At 58.5% G+C, this 24,043-nt stretch carries 22 protein-coding genes; 12 read left to right on the forward strand and 10 right to left on the reverse strand.

Going from position 1 to position 24,043, the window contains the following annotated elements; translation table 11 throughout:
• Positions 1–48 precede the first annotated feature (48 nt).
• A complete protein-coding gene (locus tag VOI23_RS07550; RefSeq protein WP_323783741.1) occupies positions 49–555 on the reverse strand; it encodes a hydrolase in 507 nt (168 codons plus the stop codon).
• A gap of 133 nt (positions 556–688) precedes the next feature.
• Between VOI23_RS07550 and mtgA the strand changes: the two genes are divergently transcribed.
• The 5 genes from mtgA (at position 689) to msrA (ending at position 4,273) form a co-directional block, all read left to right on the forward strand.
• The gene (gene mtgA / locus VOI23_RS07555; RefSeq protein WP_323783743.1) at positions 689–1,417 is read left to right on the forward strand and encodes a monofunctional biosynthetic peptidoglycan transglycosylase; all 729 of its coding nucleotides are present in this window, start codon (positions 689–691) and stop codon (positions 1,415–1,417) included.
• Positions 1,418–1,478: 61 nt separating this feature from the next.
• Positions 1,479–2,144 (forward strand): glutathione S-transferase family protein, encoded by a 666-nt coding sequence (locus VOI23_RS07560; RefSeq protein ID WP_323783745.1) that lies wholly within the window; start codon positions 1,479–1,481, stop codon positions 2,142–2,144.
• Between the two features lie 69 nt (positions 2,145–2,213).
• Positions 2,214–3,263: a tRNA epoxyqueuosine(34) reductase QueG gene (gene queG / locus VOI23_RS07565; protein ID WP_323784507.1), complete on the forward strand. Its 1,050-nt coding sequence runs from the start codon at positions 2,214–2,216 to the stop codon at positions 3,261–3,263.
• Positions 3,264–3,329: 66 nt separating this feature from the next.
• The gene (gene msrB / locus VOI23_RS07570) at positions 3,330–3,776 is read left to right on the forward strand and encodes a peptide-methionine (R)-S-oxide reductase MsrB (RefSeq protein WP_323783747.1); all 447 of its coding nucleotides are present in this window, start codon (positions 3,330–3,332) and stop codon (positions 3,774–3,776) included.
• Positions 3,773–4,273, forward strand: coding sequence for a peptide-methionine (S)-S-oxide reductase MsrA (gene msrA / locus VOI23_RS07575; protein ID WP_323783749.1), 501 nt, complete (start codon positions 3,773–3,775; stop codon positions 4,271–4,273). The genes msrB and msrA overlap by 4 nt, the downstream gene beginning before the upstream one ends.
• A gap of 48 nt (positions 4,274–4,321) precedes the next feature.
• Here the strand turns inward: msrA and VOI23_RS07580 are convergent, their stop codons facing one another.
• Both VOI23_RS07580 and VOI23_RS07585 read right to left on the reverse strand, forming a co-directional pair.
• On the reverse strand, positions 4,322–4,915 hold the full coding sequence (locus VOI23_RS07580) for an outer membrane protein (RefSeq protein WP_323783751.1): 594 nt from the start codon (positions 4,913–4,915) through the stop codon (positions 4,322–4,324).
• Positions 4,916–5,055: 140 nt separating this feature from the next.
• Positions 5,056–6,576, reverse strand: coding sequence for a malonyl-CoA synthase (locus VOI23_RS07585; RefSeq protein ID WP_323783753.1), 1,521 nt, complete (start codon positions 6,574–6,576; stop codon positions 5,056–5,058).
• Between the two features lie 128 nt (positions 6,577–6,704).
• Between VOI23_RS07585 and VOI23_RS07590 the strand changes: the two genes are divergently transcribed.
• Complete coding sequence (locus VOI23_RS07590) at positions 6,705–7,628, forward strand: DMT family transporter (protein ID WP_323783756.1); 924 nt, start codon at positions 6,705–6,707, stop codon at positions 7,626–7,628.
• A 46-nt stretch (positions 7,629–7,674) separates the two neighbouring features.
• Here the strand turns inward: VOI23_RS07590 and VOI23_RS07595 are convergent, their stop codons facing one another.
• From VOI23_RS07595 to VOI23_RS07615, 5 genes are all read right to left on the reverse strand, one after another.
• Positions 7,675–9,003, reverse strand: coding sequence for an FAD-dependent oxidoreductase (locus tag VOI23_RS07595; protein WP_323783758.1), 1,329 nt, complete (start codon positions 9,001–9,003; stop codon positions 7,675–7,677).
• Complete coding sequence (locus tag VOI23_RS07600; protein WP_323783760.1) at positions 9,003–9,818, reverse strand: ABC transporter permease; 816 nt, start codon at positions 9,816–9,818, stop codon at positions 9,003–9,005. The genes VOI23_RS07595 and VOI23_RS07600 overlap by 1 nt, the downstream gene beginning before the upstream one ends.
• Entirely contained in the window at positions 9,815–10,864 is a 1,050-nt protein-coding gene (locus tag VOI23_RS07605) for an ABC transporter permease subunit (RefSeq protein WP_323783762.1), read from the reverse strand. The genes VOI23_RS07600 and VOI23_RS07605 overlap by 4 nt, the downstream gene beginning before the upstream one ends.
• Before the next feature lies 1 nt (position 10,865).
• Complete coding sequence (locus VOI23_RS07610) at positions 10,866–11,993, reverse strand: ABC transporter ATP-binding protein (protein WP_323783764.1); 1,128 nt, start codon at positions 11,991–11,993, stop codon at positions 10,866–10,868.
• A gap of 65 nt (positions 11,994–12,058) precedes the next feature.
• Positions 12,059–13,144 (reverse strand): polyamine ABC transporter substrate-binding protein, encoded by a 1,086-nt coding sequence (locus tag VOI23_RS07615; protein ID WP_323783766.1) that lies wholly within the window; start codon positions 13,142–13,144, stop codon positions 12,059–12,061.
• A gap of 146 nt (positions 13,145–13,290) precedes the next feature.
• Between VOI23_RS07615 and VOI23_RS07620 the strand changes: the two genes are divergently transcribed.
• Both VOI23_RS07620 and VOI23_RS07625 read left to right on the forward strand, forming a co-directional pair.
• Positions 13,291–13,968 (forward strand): GntR family transcriptional regulator, encoded by a 678-nt coding sequence (locus VOI23_RS07620; RefSeq protein ID WP_416376515.1) that lies wholly within the window; start codon positions 13,291–13,293, stop codon positions 13,966–13,968.
• 107 nt (positions 13,969–14,075) lie between these two features.
• On the forward strand, positions 14,076–15,473 hold the full coding sequence (locus VOI23_RS07625; RefSeq protein WP_323783769.1) for an aspartate aminotransferase family protein: 1,398 nt from the start codon (positions 14,076–14,078) through the stop codon (positions 15,471–15,473).
• A 108-nt stretch (positions 15,474–15,581) separates the two neighbouring features.
• Here VOI23_RS07625 and VOI23_RS07630 read toward each other — a convergent pair whose 3' ends face one another.
• Positions 15,582–16,859: a M24 family metallopeptidase gene (locus tag VOI23_RS07630; protein WP_323783771.1), complete on the reverse strand. Its 1,278-nt coding sequence runs from the start codon at positions 16,857–16,859 to the stop codon at positions 15,582–15,584.
• Between the two features lie 464 nt (positions 16,860–17,323).
• Between VOI23_RS07630 and VOI23_RS07635 the strand changes: the two genes are divergently transcribed.
• From VOI23_RS07635 to VOI23_RS07650, 4 genes are all read left to right on the forward strand, one after another.
• Positions 17,324–18,424: an ABC transporter ATP-binding protein gene (locus VOI23_RS07635; protein WP_323783773.1), complete on the forward strand. Its 1,101-nt coding sequence runs from the start codon at positions 17,324–17,326 to the stop codon at positions 18,422–18,424.
• A gap of 115 nt (positions 18,425–18,539) precedes the next feature.
• A complete protein-coding gene (locus VOI23_RS07640) occupies positions 18,540–19,631 on the forward strand; it encodes an extracellular solute-binding protein (protein ID WP_323783775.1) in 1,092 nt (363 codons plus the stop codon).
• A 73-nt stretch (positions 19,632–19,704) separates the two neighbouring features.
• Positions 19,705–21,078, forward strand: coding sequence for an ABC transporter permease (locus VOI23_RS07645; protein ID WP_323783777.1), 1,374 nt, complete (start codon positions 19,705–19,707; stop codon positions 21,076–21,078).
• A 5-nt stretch (positions 21,079–21,083) separates the two neighbouring features.
• Complete coding sequence (locus VOI23_RS07650) at positions 21,084–22,295, forward strand: ABC transporter permease (RefSeq protein WP_323783779.1); 1,212 nt, start codon at positions 21,084–21,086, stop codon at positions 22,293–22,295.
• 146 nt (positions 22,296–22,441) lie between these two features.
• On the opposite strand, the gene VOI23_RS07655 is transcribed toward VOI23_RS07650, so the two are convergent.
• The gene (locus VOI23_RS07655; RefSeq protein WP_323783781.1) at positions 22,442–24,010 is read right to left on the reverse strand and encodes an alkaline phosphatase D family protein; all 1,569 of its coding nucleotides are present in this window, start codon (positions 24,008–24,010) and stop codon (positions 22,442–22,444) included.
• Positions 24,011–24,043 lie beyond the last annotated feature (33 nt).

The following is a 24,043-nucleotide window of genomic DNA, read 5'->3' on the forward strand; positions in this document are numbered from 1 at the left end:
CATACACCGACATCGCGAACGGCGGCCCATTGGCCGCCGTTCGTTGTTTCAGACCTCGGCCAGACCTACCACATAGTTCTTGCCGTAGACCTTGGCGCATTTCGGGCAGGTGCTGTAGAAGAACCAGACCTCGCCATCGGCCTTGCCGCGCCCGGCGGCCAGCTGCTTCATCTCATCATACCAGTCCTTGGCGTCCTTGTAGGGGCCTTCGAACACCTTGGTGACGAAATCGCCCGACAGCGTCACCATTTCTTCGTCCGGAACCGGCTGATCGGCGGCGAAAAGATGTTCGGATTTCCACGGCGACAGATCGCGGCTCAGTACGATGGTGTTGTCCGGATCGAACCCGGTGGCCGCTTCGACATGGCTCTGAACCCGGGAAAACACCTTTCCCATATTCACCGGCACATGCATCACCGACTTGGTTTCGGCGCGCACGAAGGGTTTGTCCTTGAAATGAAGCTCAACTCCATCCCAGACGTCGGGATGGAAGCGGGGACAACACCCGGTCGGATTGTCGCTCATGTCGTAATGGGGCAGTTCGTTGGTTTCCATGACACCGGTCCTTTGCTGCGGCCACCCCGCCTAGCATGGGACGCGCGGCGTCGCTTTGATTTAGGCCAAGGCGGTCTGCGCAAATTCCAACGCGGGGGTTTTCTCACCTCCGGTCCGCGCCTATAGCTGGACTATGGCAGGCAAGACACGGAAACCGAGAAAAAAGACAAAGCGTGTAAAGCGCCCCTTTCGCCCGTTGCGCTGGCTGGCGGTCTGGGCGCTGCGCCTTGCCGTGTTCGGATGGGGGCTGGTGATGATCTGGATCGGTGTCTATGCCGTGCTTGACCCTCCTGGCACCATCTATATCGGGCAGGAAACCCGGCGGCTGGGAACCGTAGACCGGAAATGGGTCGATCTGGAAAATGTCGCGCCGGTAATGGCGCGCTCGGTGGTGGCGGCGGAAGACGCCAATTTCTGCAATCACTGGGGCTTCGACATGGCGGCGATCCGCGCCGCGATCGAAGACGGCGCGACGCGCGGCGCCTCCACGATCAGTCAACAGGTGGTCAAGAATACATTTCTCTGGCATGGCCGCAGCTGGGTGCGCAAGGCGCTGGAAACCCTGATGACCCCGATGGTCGAGCTGGTCTGGTCGAAAAGACGCATCATCGAGGTCTATCTGAACGTAGCGGAGTTCGACGAAGGCGTATTCGGAGTCGAAGCGGCGGCACGGCACTATTTCGGAGTTGATTCCGCCCAGCTAAGCCCGGTTCAGGCGGCGCGACTGGCCGCCATCCTGCCGTCGCCCAAAGCGCGGTCGGCATCGCAACCGGCGGAATTTGTCCGACGCCGCGCGGCCGGTATCCGCGATGGCGCAGAGACTATCCGTTTGGATGGCCGCGCGGCCTGTTTCGAGGATTGAAAATCCTCGCTCAAGAGGGCATTCAGGATCACGCCCGCCGATTGAAAGAACAAAATAGCCAATGGCCAAGCTTTATCATTTCCCGCTGTCCCCGTTCTGCCGCAAGGTCCGGTTGTGCCTGGCCGAAAAGCGCATCGAATGCGAATTGGTCGAGGAACGCTATTGGGAACAGGACACCGATTTCCTGCGTCGCAATCCCGCGGCCAAGGTGCCGGTGCTACGGCTGGACGGCAAGACAATGGCCGAAAGCGGGGCGATTTGCGAATATCTTGAAGAGGTTTATCCCGACCCGCCGCTGATGCCACGCACCCCGGATGACCGCTATGAAGTGCGCCGTCTGGTGGCGTGGTTCGATGACAAGTTTCATCACGAAGTGACCTCGAAACTGCTCTATGAACGGGTCAACAAGAAGGTGATGGGGCTGGGATATCCGGATTCGAAGAACGTGAAAGCCGGGGCGCAGAAGATTAAGTATCACCTCGATTACATGGCCTGGCTGCTGGATCAGCGCCGTTGGCTGGCCGGGGACGCGATGAGCCTGGCCGATTTTGCCGCGGCCGCGCATTTGTCCGCGCTGGACTATATCCGCGACGTGGACTGGAATCGTCATGCAGTGGTCAAGGATTGGTATGCCAAGATCAAATCGCGCCCGGCGTTTCGGTCGATTCTGGCCGATCAGATCCCCGGTTTCCCGCAGCCTGCACATTATGCCGATCTGGATTTCTGATCCGGACCGGTGTTGGGGGCGCTGCCCCCGCCGCCCCTTGGGCGGCTCCCCCGGAGTATTTTGACCAAGATGAAACAGGGGTTGAAAGCAAAACTGGTGTCGCAGGCCCTGAACGAGGGATTCGATGCCTGCCGGGTTTGCCGACCTGGGGATATTCCGCAAGTCCCTGAGCGGCTGGCCGAATTTCTGGCGGCGGGGCGGCATGGCCAGATGGCATGGATGGAGGCCCGGGCGGACTGGCGCGGCAACCCGCAGGCGTTGTGGCCCGAGGCGCGCTCGGTGATCGTTCTGGCGGAAAGCTATACGCCGCAAAACGATCCGCTGGAGATATTGCAGCGGCCCGACCGCGGCGCGATATCGGTCTATGCCCAGAACAAGGACTATCACGATCTGGTCAAGAAACGGCTGAAGCGGTTGGCGCGCTGGCTGATCGCGGAGGAGGGCGGCGAGGTCAAGGTCTTCGTCGATACTGCGCCGGTGGCCGAAAAACCGTTGGGTCAGGCGGCGGGGCTGGGATGGCAGGGCAAGCATACCAATCTGGTCAGCCGCGACCTGGGCAGCTGGTTTTTTATCGGTTCGGTGTTTACCACCTTGGAAATCGACCCTGATCCGGCCGAAATCGACCATTGCGGGTCCTGTACCGCCTGTCAGGACATTTGTCCGACTGCGGCCTTCCCGGCACCCTACCAGATCGACGCGCGGCGCTGTATTTCCTATTTGACCATCGAACATCACGGACCGGTGGCCGAAGACCTGCGGCCGCTGATGGGCAACCGCATCTATGGCTGTGACGATTGTCTTGCTGTCTGCCCGTGGAATAAATTCGCGGTTGAAGCGCGCGAGCTGCGCTACCATGCGCGCGAAGAGCTGAAGGCGCCGGGACTGGCGGAGCTGGCCGTGCTGGACGATGCCGGGTTCCGGGCGTTTTTTTCCGGCAGTCCGATCAAGCGGATCGGGCGCAACCGCTTTGTTCGTAACGTGCTTTATGCCATCGGCAATTCGGGGCAGCACGACCTGTTGCCGGTGGCGCACCGTTTGACCGAAGATGACGATGCCACCGTGGCGGATGCGGCGCGCTGGGCGGTACTGCGGCTGAACACGAATGCGACAGAGGATTGAAACAGGGCTTTGCTTTTGGTCAAACTGCGCCATCTTGTCAGGATGTAACAGGACCGGAGGGCCGCAATGCCAAAATTTGAAAAACACCCCGATGTGGTGGCCAATCTGACGCCGGAACAGTTCTGGGTCACTCAGGAAAACGGAACCGAACGGCCAGGATCGGGCAAGTTGCTGAACAACAAGGCGCCGGGCATCTATGTCGATGTGGTGTCCGGAGAACCGCTTTTTGCCTCATCGGACAAGTACGAATCCGGCTGTGGCTGGCCCAGCTTCACCAAGCCAATAGAACCGGCCCATATCGCCGAGCTGCGCGATGCCAGTCTGGGCATGGTCCGGACCGAGGTACGATCGACCCATGGCGACAGTCATCTGGGCCATGTGTTCAACGACGGGCCGCCGGATCGCGGTGGGTTGCGGTATTGCATCAACTCGGCCTCGCTGCGCTTCATCCATCGTGATGACATGGAGGCCGAAGGCTATGGCGACTATCTGAACCAGGTGGAGGACATATGATGGAAGAGCGTGCTGTTCTGGCGGGGGGCTGTTTCTGGGGTATGCAGGATCTGATCCGCAAACTGCCCGGGGTGGTGTCGACGCGGGTGGGCTATACCGGCGGGGATGTACCCAACGCGACCTATCGCAACCACGGCAGCCATGCCGAGGGGATCGAAATCACCTTTGATCCGGAAAAAATCAGCTATCGCAAGCTGTTGGAGTTTTTCTTTCAGATTCACGATCCGACCACGCTGAACCGACAGGGCAATGATCTGGGACTAAGCTACCGGTCCGCGATCTATTATGTCGATGAGGCACAAAAAGACTGTGCGCTGGAAACCATCGCCGATGTCGAGGCGAGCGGAATTTGGCCCGGTAAGGTGGTGACCGAGGTCGAACCAGTTGGCGATTTCTGGCAGGCGGAACCGGAGCATCAGGATTATCTGGAACGGCTTCCCAATGGCTATACCTGCCATTTCCCGCGCCCCGATTGGGTGCTGCCGAGCCGGAAATAGAGCCTGACAAGGCAGAAACGGGCGCGTGTCAAAGCGCCCGTTGCCAGATCAAAATCGGAAATTGACCTTGGCCGAGGCGGTGGTCGCCTCAACATCGGTGCCCGATCCGTTGAAATTGTCGAAAGCGTGATACAGCACCTCGCCGCCAACCGAGATATTGTCGGTCAGCATGTGCTCGTAACCGATCCCGGCAAAATAGCCGGTATCATCGCCCATACTTGCCAAAGACGCCTGTGCCACACCGCCGGTGGCATAGATCAGGCCCCGGCCCAGATCGTAACCGGCGCGCAGTTTCAACCGCCCGATGCTATCCAGAGTGTCTGTGCCGTTGAGATCGATATTGGACACATCGTAGTCCAATCCCGCACCCAGCACGAACTGGCCAAAATCGTAATCATAACCGAGGCTCAATCCGCCAATCACGTCGTCGCCACTAAGAGTTGAGGTGCCGGTCGTGCTGACATCGCCATAGCCCAGACTCAGACCGCCATAAGCGCCGGTCCAGTCGCCGCCCGTCGAAACAACGGGGGCAGGGGTGGTGATGACAGGTTCAGCAGGGGGGGCGACCGGTGATCCGGCAAGAGCCGGGGCGGCGATCAGGGCCGCGCCCATTGTGGCCAGGCTTAACCTTTTGACAGTCATATCCAAGTTCCTTTCGTTCTTGTTTCGGTATGGCTCTAAGCGACCGCATACACCGTTGAACGAAGGAATATCTGGGGTCCTGTCGGACAGATTTGAACCCTGCGGTTCAGTTTCGGCTAAGCCCCGCCGATGCCGCCGGGTCAGGTTGGCAAATCTTGGCCGAACAGGTCGTTATAGGTTTCCCGCAGGGCCTTTTTCTGGACTTTCCCCATCGTGTTACGGGGCAATTCGGGCAGGAACAGGATCTGCTTGGGTTGTTTGAACTTGGCCAGATCGCGCCCCATGACCGTCTCGATCTGTTCCAGCGTCAGCGCCGGGTCTTGCCTGACCACGACCGCCACCACAGCTTCGCCGAAATCGGGATGCGGCAGGCCGATCACGGCACTTTCCAACACTCCGGGAATGTCGTCGATCAGGCTTTCCAATTCCTTGGGGTAAACGTTGAACCCGCCGGTAATGATCAGGTCCTTGGCGCGACCGACGATGCTGACATATCCGTCGGCATCGCGGGTCGCCAGATCGCCGGTTATGAACCACCCATCCGGGCGCAGTTCCTCGGCGGTTTTTTCCGGCATTTGCCAATAGCCCTGAAACACATTGTCGCCGCGCACTTCGATCACACCGATTTCGCCGTCTGCGACTTCGTGATCCTCCGCCATGATGCGCAACTCGACCCCGGGCAGCGGGAACCCCACAGTGCCGGCGCGGCGTTCGCCGTCATACGGGTTCGAGGTGCTCATATTGGTTTCGGTCATGCCATAGCGTTCGAGGATGCGGTGCCCGGTGCGCGCTTCCCACTTCTCGTGCGTATCGACCAGCAGCGGCGCCGATCCCGACACGAAAAGCCGCATATTTCGGGACTGTTCCAGCGTCAAACGCGAATTGTCCAGCAGCCGGGTGTAGAATGTCGGTACCCCCATCAACGCGGTCGATGTCGGCATCGCATCGAGGATCGCTTCGGCGTCGAATTTCGGCAGGAACACCACCGAAGCCCCGGCCAGCAGCGCCACGTTGGTCGCCACGAACAAACCGTGGGTATGGAAGATCGGCAAGGCATGGATCAGCACGTCCCGGTCGGTGAACCGCCACAGATCGCGCAGGCTTTCGGAGTTGGAGGCAAGGTTCTTGTGGCTCAGCATCGCGCCCTTGGACCGCCCCGTAGTGCCGGAGGTATAAAGGATCGCCGCCAGATCGTTGGCGCCCCGCGCGACCGGCTGAAACGCCGGGTCGGGATCGGGCAGATCGGTCATCAACGTGCCTTGGCCGTCTTTGTCCAGGGTGAAAACCGTTGCTCCGTTTGCCAGCGGCGACAGTTCATCAACCCGACCCGGATCACAGACCAGAATCCTCGGGGTGGCATCGGTAATGAAGTAATCCACCTCTGCGCCGGTATAGGCCGTGTTCAGCGGTAAAAAAATACCACCGGCCAGAACCGTGCCCAGATAGAGTTCCACCGCTTCCAGTGTCTTTTCTACCTGAACCGCGACCCGGTCGCCCGGACGTAGCCCTTCTGTAATCAGCTTCTGAGCCAGGCTTTGCGCCCCCGAAAAAAGCTGGGCATAGGTGACATCGGGCAGGCCCGGGCGGGTGGCGAAAACCTTACCCGGTGCGATTTCCACGGCTTGGGATAAACGGCTGATAAGGTAATTGGCGTCGAACATGGGACCCCCGATCCTTGTGTGTTCTGAAATCCGGCATTGTACTTTTCGCATGGATTTTCCCGAACGCAAGGGCTGGACCTTTTTCCTTAACCCGTTCAGCATCGCCGCAACCGCAAGGAGACCCCGAAATGAATCCCGTCAATGGCATCCTGCTGAAGCTGTGTTCGGTGCTGATGTTCATCACGATGGCGGCGCTGATCAAGGCGACATCGGGCCATGTGCCTCCCGGAGAGGCGGTGTTTTTCCGTTCGCTTCTCGCCATGCCGGTAATTTTCGGCTGGCTGTGGTTGCGCGGCGATCTGCGCACCGGGCTGAAGGTTGCGTCACCGATGGGGCATTTCTGGCGCGGCTTGGTCGGGACTTGTGCGATGGGGATGATGTTTGCCGGTCTTGGCTTGCTGCCGTTGCCCGAAGTGACCGCCATCGGCTATGCCGCGCCGCTGCTGACGGTGGTGTTCGCGGCGATGTTTCTGGGTGAAAAGGTGCATCTGTACCGGATGACGGCGGTGGGGCTGGGCCTTATCGGGGTGTTAATCGTGATCGAACCGCGACTGACCCTGTTTGCGGGCGAAACGGTGCGAACTGCCCAAGCGCTGGGCGCGGCCTTTGTTCTTCTTGGGGCTGTGTTCGCGGCGCTGGCGCAAATCCACATTCGTAATCTGGTACAGACTGAACAAACCTCGGCCATCGTATTTTTCTTTTCGCTGACCTCGACCACCTTGTCGCTGCTCACATTGCCCTTCGGTTGGGTGGTGCCTGAATTGCCCGAGGCGGGTCTGCTGATCATCGCCGGGCTGGTTGGCGGGCTGGGTCAGATTTTTTTGACCTCGGCCTATCGCTTTGCTGGCGCGTCGGTGGTGGCCCCGTTCGATTACGCCTCGATGCTGTTTGCACTGCTGATTGGATATTTCATCTTTGACGAAGTGCCGACAACGCAGATGTTGGTCGGGGCGTCGCTGGTCATTCTGGCGGGTGTGCTGATCATTTGGCGTGAACATGCGCTTGGATTGAAACGGGCCAAGGCGCGGTCGGGAATGACGCCGCAGGGATAGGTATGCCCCGTTTCTGCGCTCACGGCGGACTATGATCCTTTGTCGGCTACTTGCCGGTCACCGATGCATAAACGTAACCCGGTGCCATCAGCATCCGGCGGAACTTGCCGAACGGGAACCGCATAGGGACATCGCGCATCAGGGCTGGATAGGGCCTGTCAGGGTCTTTCCCTTGTGCCAGATCGGCCAGCAGAGCCCCGGCATAGGATCCCATTGCGACGCCATTGCCATGATAGGCAAAGCCGACAAAGGCCCCCGGCATTTCCGGGATCGGCCCAACATAGGGCGCGCGCTTGGCTGAGAAGGCCAGAATGCCATTCCAGCAATACGGCGTTTCCACATGTGCCCAGTCGGGAAAGACAGCTTCGAACCGTTCACGGGTGCGCCGGTGCAGCGCCGCGTCGACCTTGGGCGATGACCCCAGCCCGCCGCGCATCCCGAACAGGAACTGACCATTCGGCATCAGCCGGAAATAATTCAGGAATGTCTGATGGGTATAGGCCATCTGATCGCTGCTCCATCCGGCGCGGATTTCTTCCGCGCTCAGCGGCCTTGTGACCAGAACATTCGATTGCAGCGGCATGTAGCGTGCCCGCATCCAGTCCGGCACATCCTCGGAAGAATACCCATTTGTGGCAAAGATCACCTTATCGGCCTGAATGGTGGCCCCGGGCGTTTGCAACGTGAAACCGGCACCCTCGGACTTGACCGACAGAACCGGGCTTTGCCCGTGAATCGTGACCCCCGCCGCAAGGCAGGCACCAGCCAGTCCATCGGCATATTTGCGCGGGTTGAGCCCGAATCCAGTGGGCAATGTCAGCGCCCCGAAGAACCGTCCGCGCATTCCCTGTCTGGCCAGGTCCTCGGCTTCGATCAGGTCGGTTTTGACGCCATAAGCAGTCTCTAATTCGGCCTGTTCGGAACGTAGTTCCCGCATGGCCCCGGGTGAATGGGCCAGAATGGTTTCGCCGTTCGAATGGGTGTCGGCATCTGTGCCGGTCCGGGTCAGAAAGGACCGGACCTGTTCGATCGCGGCGACTTCGCTGGCGCACCAGTCCTGCAACCCTTGTGTCCCATGGCGTTTGGCGATGGTTTTGAACGGAAGGTTGGTTCCGCCCAGACAACAGAACCCGCCATTGCGCGCCGACGCCCCCCAGCCGGGGCTTTCGGCGTCGAACACGGTAACGGTCTGTCCCGCCTGTGCCAGATGCAGCGCGGCGTTCAGCCCGGTATACCCGGCGCCGATCACCGCGAATTGGGTGCGGATCGTGCCGCTTGCCGATGGCATCTGATCGTCGGGCACAGTGCTTGGACCCCAGAAACAGCGCGCGCGCGGTCCGGGGCCATAGCTGTATTGCGGCATGATCCGTTTCATCAGCTTCGGATCGCTTCTTGTTCTTCACGCTGCTGCCGCACCACCGACCGTTTCGTGATCAGCGAAGCAGAGATCACACCAACGGTGACGATCCCGATCATGATGGTCGACAGCGCGTTGATTTCCGGGCTGACGCCGAGCCGCACCGCCGAAAAGATCTTGATCGGCAACGTGGTCGAGGAAGGGCCGGCGGTAAAGGACGCGATCACCAGATCGTCAAGCGACAGGGTGAAGGCCAGAAGCCAGCCGGAAATCACCGCCGGAGCGATGATCGGCAGCGTGACCAGCCTGAAACTTTGCATCGGCGTGCAGCCCAAATCCAAAGCCGCCTCTTCCAGCGATTTATCGAAGCTGACCAGACGCGACGACACCACCACCGACACATAGCACATCGCAAAGGTCGTATGCGCCAGAACGATGGTGAGAACGCCGCGATCCAGCCCGATGCCGATGAACAACAACAGCAGCGACAGGCCGGTGATCACGTCGGGCATCACAAGCGGGGCATAGATCATGCCGGAAAACAGTGTCCGGCCCAGAAACCGGCCGCTGCGTACCAGAGTATAGGCGGCCATCGTGCCCAGAACCGTTGCGATGGTCGAAGAAATCACTGCAACACGCAGGGTTACCCAAGCCGCGTCGAGAAAGGCTTCGTTCTGAAGCAGTTCCCCATACCACTTGGTCGAAAACCCCGCCCATACGGTGACCAGCTTGGAGGAATTGAAGCTGTAGATCACCAAAAGCAGCATCGGCAGGTACAGGAAGACGAAACCGAAGGTCAGTGAGGTCGCATTGAACCATGAAAACCGTCTCATTGATCCGCCTCCCGTGCTTTTTGTTCGTTTCTCTGGAACAGGATGATCGGGATGATCAGGATCAACAGCAGCACCACTGCCACCGCGCTGGCCACTGGCCAGTCCCGGTTGGAGAAGAATTCTTCCCACAACACCTTACCGATCATCAGCGTCCCCGACCCGCCCAGAAGCGAAGGAATGACGAATTCGCCAAGTGCCGGGATGAAGACCAGAAAGCTGCCCGCGATGATGCCTTGTTTCGACAGCGGAATGGTGATCAGCCAGAACGCCGACAGCCGCGAACATCCCAGATCTTCGGCCGCTTCCAGCAGGCTCGAATCCAGCTTTTCCAAAGCGGAATAAATCGGCAGGATCATGAAGGGCAGGTAGGTATAGACGATACCGATATAGACCGCTGTGGGCGTGTTCATGATGTGCAGGGGTTCCGATATTATCCCGGTCCACAGCAGGAACTGGTTCAGCAAACCTTCATTTCCAAGAATCCCCATCCATGAATAGACCCGGATCAGGAAACTGGTCCAGAACGGCAGAATCACCAGCATCATCAGCGTCGGGCGCCATTCATCCGGCGCCTGCGCCATGCCGTAAGCGATGGGATATCCAACCAAAAGCGTCAACACGGTCGAAACAGCGGCGATTTTAAGGCTGGAAAGATAGGCTTTCCAATACAGGTCGTCCTGGGTCAGCCAGACAAAGTTCTCCAGATCCAGCTTCGACAGGAAATCCTTGAACCCCGTCCAGCCCTCGGACCACTCGATCACCGGCACGTAGGGCGGGATCGCCAGCGCGATGTCGCTGAGCGAAATTTTCAACACGATCAGGAATGGCACCAAAAACAGCGCCAGTAGCCAAGAGTAGGGTAATAAAATGACGAGTTTTCTAAGTGTCCTCGACTTTCCCTCATCTGACCAGAAATGCCAAGAGATCACGGCAACGAGCGCTGCGGTGATCGCATTAAGCCAGTTTCCAAAGACTACGTAAGCAATGCAATAGCCGATCGAAGCGGCGAAAATTAAACTGAGTGGGAAGTCGATTGCTCGTCTCATCCTATTGCTCCAGTACCGACCCGGCGGTCAGCGTCCAACTGAGCCAGACCTCGTCTTCCCAGGTGAAGCCGCGCCGCGACAGGCGGCGGGTATTGGCGGTCTGCGCCTTGATAATCAATCCGCCGGGAATTTCGACATGGTAGGTCGACATATTGCCCAGATAGGCGATGTCGATGATCTTGCCCTTGATCGCGTTCAGCGCGCCTTCGGGCTTTTCCTGCGATACCGCGATCTTTTCCGGGCGGATGGCGATATAGGCTTTCTGCCCCTCGCTCAGCGCGCGGGTGGTCTTGGCCTGAAACGGTTCCTTGCCCTCGGACCAATTGATATTGTAACCATCATCGCCGGACTTTGTCGCGGTGCCTTCGATAATGTTCACATCCCCAATGAAATCCGCGACATATAGCGAAACGGGTTCTTCATAAATCTTGGCAGGCGTTTCCACCTGGATGATCTGACCTTCGTCCATCACCGCAACGCGGGAGGCGACGGTCATCGCTTCTTCCTGATCGTGGGTCACGATCACGAAGGTGGTGCCGGTCTTTTCCTGAATATCCATCAGTTCGAACTGGGTATCCTGACGCAGCTTTTTGTCCAGCGCGCCCAAAGGTTCGTCCAGCAGCAGCAACTTCGGGGCGCGGGCCAGCGACCGGGCCAGTGCCACGCGCTGCCGCTGGCCGCCGGAAATCTGATGCGGTTTGCGGCGCGCGAATCGTTCGAGCCGGGTCAATCGCAGCATTTCATCAACCCGTGTATCGATTTCCGGTTTGGAAATGTTCATCCGCTTCAGGCCGAATGCGATATTGTCCCAGACCGACAAATGCGGGAACAGAGCATAGGACTGGAACATCATGTTCACTGCGCGTTCATTCGGTGGCACTCGCGCCATGTCCTGGCCGGCCAGCAGAATCTGGCCTTCGGTCGGTTGTTCGAACCCTGCCAGCATCCGCATCATCGTGGTTTTACCACAGCCTGATGGCCCCAGAAGCGCGAAGAATTCGCACTCGTAGATATCCTGTGTCAGGTTGTCGATGGCGGTGAAGCTGCCGAAGCGTTTGGTGACGTTCTTGAACTGAATCAGCGGCTTTTCCCCGGGCTCGTTCCACGGGGCGAATTCGGTCTGAGTCATGACTGTCCTTGCTGGAAAAAGGGCCCGCGCCGGTGTGGCGCAGGCCCGTGTTAGTGACAGGTTCGTTAGATGCCTGATTTGATCTTGGTCCACAGGCGGGTGACGATCCGCTGCACCTTGGCCGGGTATGGCCGGGTGGTGAACAGGTTGTCCAACGTCGCGGCATCAGGATAGATCGCCGGATCGCCGATCACGTCCTCGACGAGGAATTCCTGCGAGGCTTTGTTGCCGTTGGCATAGTAGACATAGTTCGAAGCCGCCGCCATGTTCTGAGCGTCCATGATGAAGTTCAGAAACGTGTGTGCGGCGTCCGGGTTCGGCGCGTCGACCGGAATCGCCATCTGGTCGAACCACATCTGGGCGCCTTCCTTGGGTGCGTGATAGGCGATCTCGACGCCATTATCGGCCTCTGCCGCACGGTCGCGCGCCTGCAACACGTCACCCGACCAGCCGACCGCGACGCAGATGTCACCATTGGCCAACCCGTTGATGTATTCCGAGCTGTGGAATTTCTGGATATAGGGGCGAACGGCCATATAGACGGCCTCGGCCTTGGCGATCACATCGGGGTCCTGGCTGTCGGGATCTTCGCCGATGTATTTCAGTGCCGCGGGGATCATTTCCGCCGGCGCGTCGAGGAAATGCACACCGCACCCGGCCAGCTTTTCCATATTGGCGGGGTCGAAGACAAGCGCCCAGCTGTCGATCGGGGCGTCCTCGCCCAGCAGCTCGGTCACCTTGCCGACATTCACGCCGATGCCCGTGGTGCCCCACATGTAGTTGATCGAGTATGCGTTGTCGGGGTCATACTGCGCAGTACGCTTTTCGACCACGTCCCACATGTTTTTGTGGTTCGGCAGTTTGGACATGTCCAGTTTCTGGAACGCACCGGCGGAAATCTGGCGCTGCAGGAATGTGCCCGAGGGCACCACAACGTCGTAGCCGGACCCACCGGCCAGCATCTTGGTTTCCAGCACTTCGTTGCTGTCGAACACGTCATAGATCAGGTCAATGCCGGTCTCTGCTTCGAACTTGGCCAGCAGCTCTTCGTCGATATAGTCGGACCAGTTGTAAACCCGCACTTCTTCGGCGGTCGCGGCCCCAGCAATCAGCGCGAGGCTGGCTGCGGCGGTTAGAAAACGATTCTTCATATCTTTCTCCCGGTTGTTCGAGGGTCTTTGCGCCCGTCTTCCTAATTTGATCAAACTTTGGCGCTCAAGGCAATATGGTAATGTTTCCACGCTGTCGTTAAACTCGCAAGCAAAGCCGAATAACCAATGATGAGAAATTAGGCCTGATGGACGGAGGTGCCCGAAAAGTGACCGTTATAGATACCGTTGAAAAGCGGTTGCCCACCCATGAACTCGTCTATCGCAAGATGCGCGAGCAAATCCTGTTTGGGGAAATCGCGCCGGGTCAGCCGGTGACGATTCAGGGGCTGACTGCGCGGCTGGATGCCGGCATGACGCCGGTACGCGAAGCGATCCGGCGTCTCACCGCCGAGGGCGCGCTGAAGTTTCAGGGCAATCGCCGGGTCATTGTCCCGTTGCTGACTGCGAAGAATATCGAAGAAATAATCGTTGCTCGTCAATGTATTGAGGGTGACATTGCCGGGCGTGCCGCAGAAAATGCAACGCCTGAAGACTTATTGGAGCTCAGGCAGTTCGACGATCTGCTGGACCAGGCCATCGTCACCGGTGATCTACAGGCCTATCTGGAAAACAATTACCGGTTTCACCAGCGAATCTATCAAATGGCCGATGCGCCGATTCTCAGTGATCTGGCCGAAGGCTTGTGGTTGCGATTCGGCCCCTCGTTGCGGGTGGTCTGTGGTCGGGTCGGGACTCAGAACTTGCCGGATAAACACAAGGACCTTCTGGCTGCTCTGGACGCCGGGGAAAAAGATCGTGCCGCGCAGGCAAATATCGAAGATATGATGCAAGGTATGCAGCAGGTCCGCGCGATGTTGTCGTGATTTGGGGGCCAATTCGATTCGATTGACAAAATTTAATTTGATCATATTTTGGAATCAACGGTCGCTGTTTGCGGTCTAAATGTAATTTCCAGACAGATGAGGCTTTGATGTCCACGATTTCGAACCACATGCCCACGGATGAGTTGCAGGCGATTGATTCGGCTCATCATATGCATCCGTTCACTACGCAGAACGAACTTGCCGAACGCGGTGCTCGGGTGATCACCCGAGCCGAAGGCGTTTGGATACATGACAGCGAAGGCAACAAAATCCTCGACGGTATGGCCGGGCTGTGGTGCGTCAATATTGGCTATGGCCGCGACCGGCTGGCCGAAGTCGCGGCGCGGCAGATGAAGGAACTGCCATATTACAACACCTTCTTCATGACCACTCACGTGCCCGCCATCGCGCTGAGCCAAAAACTCTCGGAACTTGCACCGGGCAATCTGAATCATGTGTTTTATGCCGGGTCCGGGTCCGAAGCCAACGACACCAACATCCGCATGGTGCGCACCTATTGGGCCGAAAAGGGCAAGCCGACCAAAAAGACCATCATCAGCCGCAAAAACGCCTATCACGGGTCGACCGTCGGTGCGGCGTCGCTGGGTGGCATGAGCGGCATGCATGCGCAGGGTGGGTTGCCGATCCCCGATATTCACCACATCGACCAACCCGATTGGTGGAACGAGGGCGGCGATACGGACCCGGCCGAATTTGGCCTGGAACGCGCCCGCCAATTGGAACAGGCGATCAATGATCTGGGCGAAGACAATGTCGCCGCTTTCATCGCGGAACCGGTGCAGGGCGCGGGCGGGGTGATCGTGCCGCCGGAAACCTATTGGCCCGAAATTCAGCGGATTTGCGACAAATACGAAATCCTGCTGATCGCGGATGAAGTGATCTGTGGTTTCGGCCGCACCGGCAACTGGTTCGGATCGCAGACCGTGGGTTGGAAACCCGATATAATGACCATCGCCAAGGGCCTCAGCTCGGGCTACCAGCCGATCGGTGCCTCTATCGTCAGCGATGAAATCGCCGAAGTGATCGGCGGTTGCGAATTCAATCACGGCTATACTTATTCCAGCCACCCGGTGGCCGCTGCCGTTGCGCTGGAAAACCTCAGCATCATGCAGGAAGAAAAGATCGTCGAGCACGTTCGTGACGACGTCGGTCCGTACCTGAAGGAGAAATGGCAGGGGCTGGCCGATCACCCGATGGTGGGCGAGACCAATATCGTCGGCATGATGGGGTCCATCGCCCTGACGCCGGACAAGGCGAGCCGGGCAAAGTTTGCCTCTGATGCGGGCACCGTCGGCTATATCTGCCGCGAACGCTGCTTTGCCAACAATCTGGTGATGCGCCATGTTGGTGACCGGATGATCATCAGCCCGCCACTGGTCATGACCCGCGGCGAAGTCGATTTGCTGATCGAACGCGCGGTGAAGTCACTGGACGAAGGCATGGCGCGGATCAAGGACGAAGGCTTGTGGAAACCCGCTTCGTGATCTCTTGCTCCGGCTGACCGGAGCCAGGATAAGCCAAAAAAGTTTGCGCCCGCCTCCGATCCCGGAGGCGGGCGCAAATCATTGATCAGGCCGATATCATGCGGCAGTTCAGATTGGGTTTTCCTTGCTCAGTTCCTGCGCGGCCAGCGCTGCGGCTGGAATCGGGTCGCGGTGATCCATCGGCAGCATGGTCGGTATGCGATCCGGTTTGACGAACAATTGGCGTGGCAGGTTGCAGAACGGTTTGGCCGGGCCGCTCTGCGTGATCAGCATCGGTTCGGTGATTTCCAATCCCCATTCGGGTGTCCAGAGGCCGGGCATGAAATGGAAAGTCATGCCGGGCAGCAGTTCGGTTTCGTCCTCGTCCCGCAGGCTGATGGTGCGTTCGCCCCAATCCGGCGGATAGGACAGGCCGATCGAATAGCCGCAACGTGCCCCACGCTCGATCCCGGCGCGTTCCAGCGGTCCGGCCAAGGCACGGGCGATATCGCCAGCCACGTTGCCGGCGCGGGCGGCGTCGATTCCCGCCTCCAACCCTTCAACCAAAGCGGCTTCGGCACGTTTCATATCCTCGGGCGGGGTGCCCAGGAATACGGTACGCGAAAGCGGCATGTGATAGCGGCGATAAACGCCTGCGAGTTCGAAAAAGGTGCATTCACCCGACTTTAGCTCGGCCCCGTTCCATGTCAGATGCGCGGCCGAGGCGTCGGCGCCGGAGGGACACATCGGGACAATCGCCGGGTAATCACCCCAATGCCCGTCTGCCCCGGTCAGCGCGTCGTGATAGATGTCTGCGACCAGTTCGTTTTTCTTAACACCGGCTTCAGAGCGGTCGATCGCGCCCAGCACCATCTTTTCCGCGATCCGCGCGGCGCGGTGCATGAAAATCAATTCCTCATCCGACTTCACCGCTCGCTGCCAGTTGACCAAAGCGGTGGCGTCGACGATTTCGGCCTGCGGCAACTCTGCCAGCAGCGTGGTATAGGCCTTGGCCGAGAAATAGTAATTCTCCATCTCCACACCGATACGGGCGGTTTCATAGCCCATCTCCTTCAACAACGCGGCGAGGTGCTGCATCGGGTGGCGGCTGGTGGATTGCACATATTCATCGCCATAGGGGCGGATTACATCTTCTCCGATCCACGCGGTGCGGCGCGCGCCATTGGCATCCATATTGCGCCCCCACCAGACCGGATCTGTGTCATGGGTGATGATCAAGCCCTGATGAACATAGAACGACCAACCGTCATACCCGGTCAACCAGGCCATGTTGGACGGATCCTCGACAAACACTGCATCCAGATCCAGTTCGGCCATCGCGGCGCGCGTCAGCATCAACCGACGACGATATTCGGCCGGAGAAAAGGATATCGATTTCTGTGTCATGGGGGCCTCCGCATACAAATACGACGACGTGCGACCCGTTGGTGCGACTGGGCGCAATCGACCTGTAAACGAATCCTATGACGTATAATCAGAGGCTTTCTGCGCAAAACCGATCTTTTCAGGGTCTAAAAACGACAGTTGCCAAAAATTCGTGCATGCTTTGGGCAAAAAAAGTGTCGCGCCGGTTTCAGTCAGGGGCGCGGCTGATTCTCCGGTAGGGGTTTTGGCCGTGCTGAAAATTCAAACACACTTAATCGCTTAATTTTTCTAGCGAAGCTGGCATTTTGACCGGCTTTGCACAGATCTGCGATTCACTGGGAACAGATACCGAATAAATCTTTCAGACTGATGGTGAATGTCGTTTTTTGTTCAAAAGTGCCGCGATCTGGTTGCAACACTGGTCGGTACAGGCTTTAGTTTGAATTGAAAGAGCGAAAAATCGCCACAAGAAACGGGGAAACACATTGCCAGACGGATCGACAAGCGATGCTTTTGTCGCGTTTGAACGCGTACAAAAAAGTTACGACGGCGAAACGCTGGTCGTAAAAGACCTGAACCTCAGTTTGCCGAAGGGCGAGTTTCTGACGATGCTTGGACCATCGGGATCGGGCAAGACCACTTGCTTGATGATGCTGGCCGGGTTCGAAACTGCCACCCACGGTGAAATCCTGTTGGACGGCAAGCCGATCAACAACATCCCGCCGCATAAACGCGGCATCGGAATGGTGTTCCAGAATTACGCCCTGTTCCCGCATATGACGGTGGCCGAAAACCTGTCCTTCCCTCTGGAAGTGCGCAAGATCGGCAAATCCGAGCGGGAAGCCAAGGTCAAACGCGCGCTGGACATGGTCCAGATGGGTGAATTCGGCGGTCGCCGCCCGGCGCAGCTTTCGGGCGGTCAGCAACAGCGGATCGCACTGTCACGCGCACTGGTGTTCGAACCCGAGCTTGTTCTGATGGACGAACCGCTGGGCGCGCTGGACAAACAGCTGCGCGAACATATGCAGTTCGAAATCACTCGTTTGGCACATGAGCTGGGGATCACCACCGTTTATGTGACACATGACCAGACCGAAGCTCTGACCATGTCAGATCGTGTCGCCGTGTTCGACGATGGCCGCATTCAGCAGCTCGATCCGCCGGACACCTTGTATGAATCGCCGCAAAACAGCTTCGTGGCGCAGTTCATCGGTGAAAACAACACGCTGGAAGGCGTGGTCAAGGAAATCACCGAAGATTCCGCCGTGGTCCAGCTCGACGATGGCGAATTGATCGACTGCAAGCCGGTGAACGTGTCGAAAGTCGGCGAACGCACCAAGGTGTCGATCCGGCCCGAGCGTGTGGAATTCAACAAGGACCGGCTGAAGGAAGATGCCCATCTTCTCAAGGCGACGGTCAAGGAATTTATTTACATGGGCGACGTGTTCCGCACCCGCCTCAGCGTTGCCGGAAATGATGATTTCATCATCAAGTCGCGCAACGCCCCGGACCAGGTCCGGTTGAAACCTGGGCAGCAGATCGAAATCGGCTGGCTGCCCCAGGATTGTCACGCACTCGACGCGTAACAGGATAAACCCGCATCCCTCTAGGGGGGGTGTGGGATCGCCTGAGACCTCGTGCGGTAAACCCGTGACCCCGGGGTCCATATTTCTAGAACGGGAAATAACTGGGAGTTACCGAATGAAACCGACCAAGCTTCTGATTGCCAGCTCTGTCCTCGCCCTTGCGGCGGGCGCGGTCGCTGCAGAAGACATGACGATCGTGTCTTGGGGCGGCGCCTATTCCAAGTCGCAGCAGAAGGCATATCATGAACCCTATACCGCCAAGACCGGTATCAACATCATCAACGATGACAGCTCGAACGAAGCGGTGGCCAAGCTGCGCGCGATGAACGAAGCGGGTAACGTCACCTGGGATGTAGTCGATGTCGTGGCCGCCGACGCAATGCGTCTGTGCGACGAAGGTCTGGCGATGGAAATCGATCCCGACACTCAACTGGCCCCAGCACCCGACGGCACCCCGGCTTCCGAAGATTTCGGCGATTTGCTCGTGTCCGACTGCTTCATCCCTCAGATCGTCTATTCGACTACTTTCGGGTATCGCACCGATCTGGTCGGCGACACCCCTCCGGATGACATCTGCGACGTGTTCGATCTCGAGGCCTATCCGGGCAAACGCGCACTGGAAAAGCGTCCGATCAACAACATGGAATGGGCTCTGCTGTGCGACGGTGTCGCCAAGGCCGATGTCTATGACGTTCTGGAAACCCCGGAAGGTCAGGATCAGGCTCTGGCCAAGCTCGACACCATCAAGGACAGCGTTGTCTGGTGGTCGGCCGGTGCCGATACGCCGCAGCTTCTGGCCGATGGCGAAGTCGTGATGGGGTCGACCTATAACGGTCGTCTGTTCAGCCTGATCGTGGAACAGAAACAGCCCGTTGCCATGCTGTGGGACGCTCAGGTATTCGATCTGGACGGCTGGATCATCCCGGCCGGTCTGAGCGAAGAGCGCAAGAAGCGTGCACTGGACTACATCTATTTCGCCACCGACACACAGCGTCTGGCGGATCAGGCCCAGTACATTTCTTACGGTCCGGCACGTCATTCGTCCGCGCCGCTGGTCGGCAAACATGCCGAACTGGGCATCGACATGGCGCCGCACATGCCGACCGATCCGGCCAATGCCACGAACACGTTCCTGTATAACTACGAGTTCTGGGCCGACTATCGCGACGATATCGACGCGAAGTTCCAGGCCTGGCTGGCCCAATAATCAGTCCGCTTTGAGACTGTAACAAAGGATGGGCCGCCAAAGGCCCATCCGCAATTCATCCGACGGGGACATCATGAGCGAACTGAAAGGCACTGGTCAGCAAACAGCTGACGCGCCCACACCAGAAGACGCTTTTCACGAAGCAGCGGCGCTGAATGCACGAGAAGAGACTTCGAAAAGTTCGGGCCGCCATGGCGATCCCGTCCTTGCTGCCGACGGTACGCCGTTGAAACGCAGCCTCAGCCGGGCGCTGCGACGGCAAAAGCTGCGCGCCCTTGCATTGATTGCCCCTCTTCTGATCTTTGTGCTTTTTTCTTTCATCATTCCGATCGGATCAATGCTGTTCCGGTCGGTGGAAAACAGTTTCGTTGAGCAAACGCTGCCACTGACCGTGGCCGAGCTGAAAAACTGGGATGCCGAAAGCGGCGAATTGCCGGACGAAGCGCTTTATCGGGCTTTCGTCACCGATATGGTCGCGGCGGTCGAAGCCAAGGAACATACCAAGCTCGGTACGCGGCTGAATTACGAACAAACCGGCCTGTCGTCGCTGTTCCGCCAGACCGGGCGCAAGGTCAAGAGACTTGACCCGGAAACCGACGGTCCGTTCAAGGAAAAATTGATCGATATCGATGAAGACTGGGGCGATGTGCAGACCTGGCGCACCATCAAGACCCATTCGGTGAAGATCACCAACGGCTATTTCCTGAATGCCGTCGATATGCGCCGCACCCCGGAAGGTGCCGTCGCGCAGCCGGAAAACAAGCGAATCCTGATCAAACTGTTCATGCGGACCCTTTTCATGTCGCTGGTGATCACCACGTCCTGCATTTTGCTGGGGTATCCGGTGGCCTGGATTCTGGCAAACCTGCCGTCGCGCTCGGCCAATATGCTTATGATTCTGGTGTTGCTGCCGTTCTGGACCTCGCTTTTGGTGCGAACGTCGGCCTGGAAGGTCATGTTGCAACAACAGGGTGTGATCAACGACGTTCTGGTCTGGCTGGGTATCGTGCCCGATGATGCAAGGCTGGTGCTGATCAACAATCAGCTGGGCACCATCATCGCAATGACTCATATCCTGCTGCCGTTCATGATCCTGCCGATGTATTCGGTGATGCAGACGATCCAGCCGACCTATCTGCGCGCGGCGAAATCGATGGGCGCGACCAACTGGACCGCGTTCTGGCGGGTCTATTTCCCACAATCGGTGCCGGGCATCGGTGCGGGATCGATTTTGGTCTTCATCCTGTCCATCGGTTACTACATCACGCCCGAAATTGTCGGCGGCACCAAAGGCGTCTTCATTTCGAACCGGATCGCGTATCACATTTCCAGCTCGCTCAACTGGGGTCTGGCTGCTGCCTTGGGCACCATCCTGCTGGCCGTCGTGCTGATCCTGTACTGGGCCTATGACAAGATTGTCGGCATCGACAACGTGAAACTGGGGTAACGATCATGGCTGCACTCACTCCTATCTCCCGCAAACCCCTGTCCCTGGTCCTGCCGACGATCGCAGCGGCCGGGGCCTTTCTGGGGCTTTTCGTTGGCACGGCTAACGGTTCTGGTCTGCTTGGCGTCGTAATTGGTGCCGCTCTGATCGCCGCCATGGGTTTTGTCTACATAACGGTTCTGAAAAACGAAACGCTGTCGAAATGGATTACCATCCTTGGGCTGGCCGCACTGGGTTATGTTTTTGGCGGTGTGCCGGGCGTGGTTCTGGGCGCGCTTTCGGGTTGGTTTTTCCACTGGTTTACCTATTGGCTTTACGAAGGGCGGTATCGCGCCCGGCTGCTGCCTTATCTGACATCGCGTCAGGTGCTGTGGTTCTACAGTTTCCGGGTGATCTGCGGCGCGATCTTCGTTTTCCTCATCACGCCGATTCTGGTGGTGATGCCGCTCAGTTTCAACGCCGAGAACTTCTTCACCTTCACGCCGGAAATGCTGCGCTTCGATCCGGACGGCTATTCGCTGAAGCATTACGTCGATTTCTTCACCAATAACGAATGGCAGCGCTCGTTCAAAAACTCGCTGATCATCGCGCCGATCGCGACAATCATTTCGGTGTCGCTGGGGACATTGGCAGCCATCGGTCTGTCGCAGTCTCACGTCCCGGGTCGCCGCGCCATCATGGCGGTTATGATTTCGCCAATGATCGTGCCGCTGATCATCTCGGCCACCGGTATGTTCTTCTTCTATTCCGATATCGGGAACTGGCTCGAAGGTACTCTGGGACTGTCGAAAAACTTTGTCGGCTATGTCAAAGTGATTTTGGCCCACGCGGTTCTGGGAATTCCCTTTGTGATCATCACGGTGACCGCGACTTTGGTTGGTTTCGACCAGTCTTTGACCCGGGCATCGGCCAATATGGGGGCTGATCCTGTCACTACCTTTTTCAAGGTGCAGATGCCGTTGATCCTGCCCGGTGTGATTTCCGGGGCGCTGTTTGCCTTCATCACGTCCTTCGACGAGGTGGTGGTGGTGCTCTTCGTCGGCTCCGCCGCCCAGAAAACGCTGCCGTGGCAGATGTTTACCGGCCTGCGCGAACAGATTTCGCCGACCATTCTGGCAGTGGCGACCATTCTTGTGGCGCTTTCGATCCTGCTGCTGACCACGGTGGAATTGTTGCGTCGCCGATCCGAACGGTTGCGCGGAATGAGCCCCTCTTAATCAGCCTGACGTGATCTGACTGTGCGCACCTGCGGTGCGCACAGCGGGCGCTTTGCTCTTGGGGCGAAGCAGAGGGGGCGCGGTCCCCAGGGGATTTGTCAAAAAGAAGAAGATGGGGCGGCTGTGACACCGCCCCACTTTTACGGTCAGAGCGACAGGCCTTTTGGGTCCAGCGTAATGGACCACAGTTTACTGTTGCCGCGATCCATCAGCCGAACCGTCATTTGCTGGCTTTGCCCGTCGATATCGACGAGGCCAAAGAATTGCAGCCCCATTGACGGTGGCAGGTTGGCCCCTTGTTCGGCCGTCGGGGCTTTGACGAATTCGACCTTGGGGCCGAAGGTCATGTCCATGTCATTGGGACCGAACGTGCCGGCGTGGAGCGGACCAGAAACGAATTCCCAGAACGGATCGAAATCCTGAATCTGGGCGCGGTCGGGGCTGTAATGATGTGCAGCGGTGTAATGCACGTCGGCGGTGAGCCAGACCGTGTTGTCGATACCGGCGGTCTTGATGAAGCGCAAGAGATCCGCGATTTCCAGTTCGCGGCCCTTCGGTGCGCCGTGATCGCCATTGGCGACACCTTCAGTACCGGCCTGTTCCTTCCAGTTGTCCCAGACGATGAGGCCAAGCGGCATGTCGCAGGCGATCACTTTCCAGGTTGCCCGGGAAGCGGCGAGTTCGCGCTTCAGCCAGGCCAGCTGTTCGGCGCCCAGCACGCGGGCCTCATCGGAAAGCTCGGTTTCCATCGAATCGTGGTTCGGGCCGCGATAGCTGCGCAGGTCGAGGAAGAACACGTCCAGCATCGGACCATAGGGGATCTTGCGATAGACCCGGCCCGGTTCGGCCGGGCTGTAGCTGATCGGTGTCATTTCGTGGAAGGCGCGGGCAGATCGTGCGGCCAGCAGTTGGACCGATTTTTCGGAATAGCGGTCGTCGGCGGTCAGGTCCTTGGAGGCCGACCAGTTGTTCACCACTTCGTGGTCGTCCCACTGGAAAAAGGTCGGGCAGATCGCGTTCAGCGCCCGGACATGGTCGTCCATCATGTTGTATTTCCACTGGCCGCGATATTCGTCCAGGGTTTCGGCCACTTTGCGTTTTTCGTCGATCAGCACGGTGTTTTTCCAGGTGCTGCCGTCTTTTAGCTCCACCTCATCCTGCATCGCGCCGTCGGCATAGATCGTGTCGCCGGAATGGAGAAAGAAATCGGGCTGATGCTGAGCGATGGTGGCATAGGTGCGCATGCCTTCGTCATCAATGCCCCAGCCCTGACCGGCCGTGTCGCCCGACCAGGCAAACCGGATCGAGCGGCGCCCGGCGGGGGCGGTTTTGAACCGGCCCATGATCGGGTCCGAGGTCGCGTTGAGATCATGCAGGTCGGCGGCGGTGAACCGGTAGAAGATGTCCTGATCGGCGGGCAGGCCGCCAACCATACGCTTGACCGCCAAATCGCTTTGCGGCAGCGCGTCGAGGCTGGCCAGTTTGCGGGCATCGGCGAAGCTTTCGGTGGTGGCGATTTCCATCGTCACCTTTGCCGGGCGGTCGGTGCGGGTCCAGATCATGCCAGACGATGTGCTGACATCGCCGGATTGGACCCCGTGAGTGAAGACGGGGCGGGCATTGGCGCGGCTGAGCGACGGCATTGCCAGCGATGCGGCAAAGGCGGTGCCGCCTGCCAGAACGGTACGGCGGCTGGGTCTTAGGAGTTTGGTCATGTTGGTTGATCCTTGTGCGTTTCCCGGGTGTCC

This window comes from Thalassovita sp. (genome assembly GCF_034670005.1).
In the GTDB taxonomy this organism is placed as follows: domain Bacteria; phylum Pseudomonadota; class Alphaproteobacteria; order Rhodobacterales; family Rhodobacteraceae; genus Thalassobius.

Bases quoted from the DNA above. Each gene is read 5' to 3' on its own strand.
- VOI23_RS07550 (WP_323783741.1), bottom strand. From the start codon at position 555: ATGGAAACCAACGAACTGCCCCATTACGACATGAGCGACAATCCGACC.
- mtgA (WP_323783743.1), top strand. From the start codon at position 689: ATGGCAGGCAAGACACGGAAACCGAGAAAAAAGACAAAGCGTGTAAAG.
- VOI23_RS07560 (WP_323783745.1), top strand. From the start codon at position 1,479: ATGGCCAAGCTTTATCATTTCCCGCTGTCCCCGTTCTGCCGCAAGGTC.
- queG (WP_323784507.1), top strand. From the start codon at position 2,214: ATGAAACAGGGGTTGAAAGCAAAACTGGTGTCGCAGGCCCTGAACGAG.
- msrB (WP_323783747.1), top strand. From the start codon at position 3,330: ATGCCAAAATTTGAAAAACACCCCGATGTGGTGGCCAATCTGACGCCG.
- msrA (WP_323783749.1), top strand. From the start codon at position 3,773: ATGATGGAAGAGCGTGCTGTTCTGGCGGGGGGCTGTTTCTGGGGTATG.
- VOI23_RS07580 (WP_323783751.1), bottom strand. From the start codon at position 4,915: ATGACTGTCAAAAGGTTAAGCCTGGCCACAATGGGCGCGGCCCTGATC.
- VOI23_RS07585 (WP_323783753.1), bottom strand. From the start codon at position 6,576: ATGTTCGACGCCAATTACCTTATCAGCCGTTTATCCCAAGCCGTGGAA.
- VOI23_RS07590 (WP_323783756.1), top strand. From the start codon at position 6,705: ATGAATCCCGTCAATGGCATCCTGCTGAAGCTGTGTTCGGTGCTGATG.
- VOI23_RS07595 (WP_323783758.1), bottom strand. From the start codon at position 9,003: ATGAAACGGATCATGCCGCAATACAGCTATGGCCCCGGACCGCGCGCG.
- VOI23_RS07600 (WP_323783760.1), bottom strand. From the start codon at position 9,818: ATGAGACGGTTTTCATGGTTCAATGCGACCTCACTGACCTTCGGTTTC.
- VOI23_RS07605 (WP_323783762.1), bottom strand. From the start codon at position 10,864: ATGAGACGAGCAATCGACTTCCCACTCAGTTTAATTTTCGCCGCTTCG.
- VOI23_RS07610 (WP_323783764.1), bottom strand. From the start codon at position 11,993: ATGACTCAGACCGAATTCGCCCCGTGGAACGAGCCCGGGGAAAAGCCG.
- VOI23_RS07615 (WP_323783766.1), bottom strand. From the start codon at position 13,144: ATGAAGAATCGTTTTCTAACCGCCGCAGCCAGCCTCGCGCTGATTGCT.
- VOI23_RS07620 (WP_416376515.1), top strand. From the start codon at position 13,291: ATGGACGGAGGTGCCCGAAAAGTGACCGTTATAGATACCGTTGAAAAG.
- VOI23_RS07625 (WP_323783769.1), top strand. From the start codon at position 14,076: ATGTCCACGATTTCGAACCACATGCCCACGGATGAGTTGCAGGCGATT.
- VOI23_RS07630 (WP_323783771.1), bottom strand. From the start codon at position 16,859: ATGACACAGAAATCGATATCCTTTTCTCCGGCCGAATATCGTCGTCGG.
- VOI23_RS07640 (WP_323783775.1), top strand. From the start codon at position 18,540: ATGAAACCGACCAAGCTTCTGATTGCCAGCTCTGTCCTCGCCCTTGCG.
- VOI23_RS07645 (WP_323783777.1), top strand. From the start codon at position 19,705: ATGAGCGAACTGAAAGGCACTGGTCAGCAAACAGCTGACGCGCCCACA.
- VOI23_RS07650 (WP_323783779.1), top strand. From the start codon at position 21,084: ATGGCTGCACTCACTCCTATCTCCCGCAAACCCCTGTCCCTGGTCCTG.
- VOI23_RS07655 (WP_323783781.1), bottom strand. From the start codon at position 24,010: ATGACCAAACTCCTAAGACCCAGCCGCCGTACCGTTCTGGCAGGCGGC.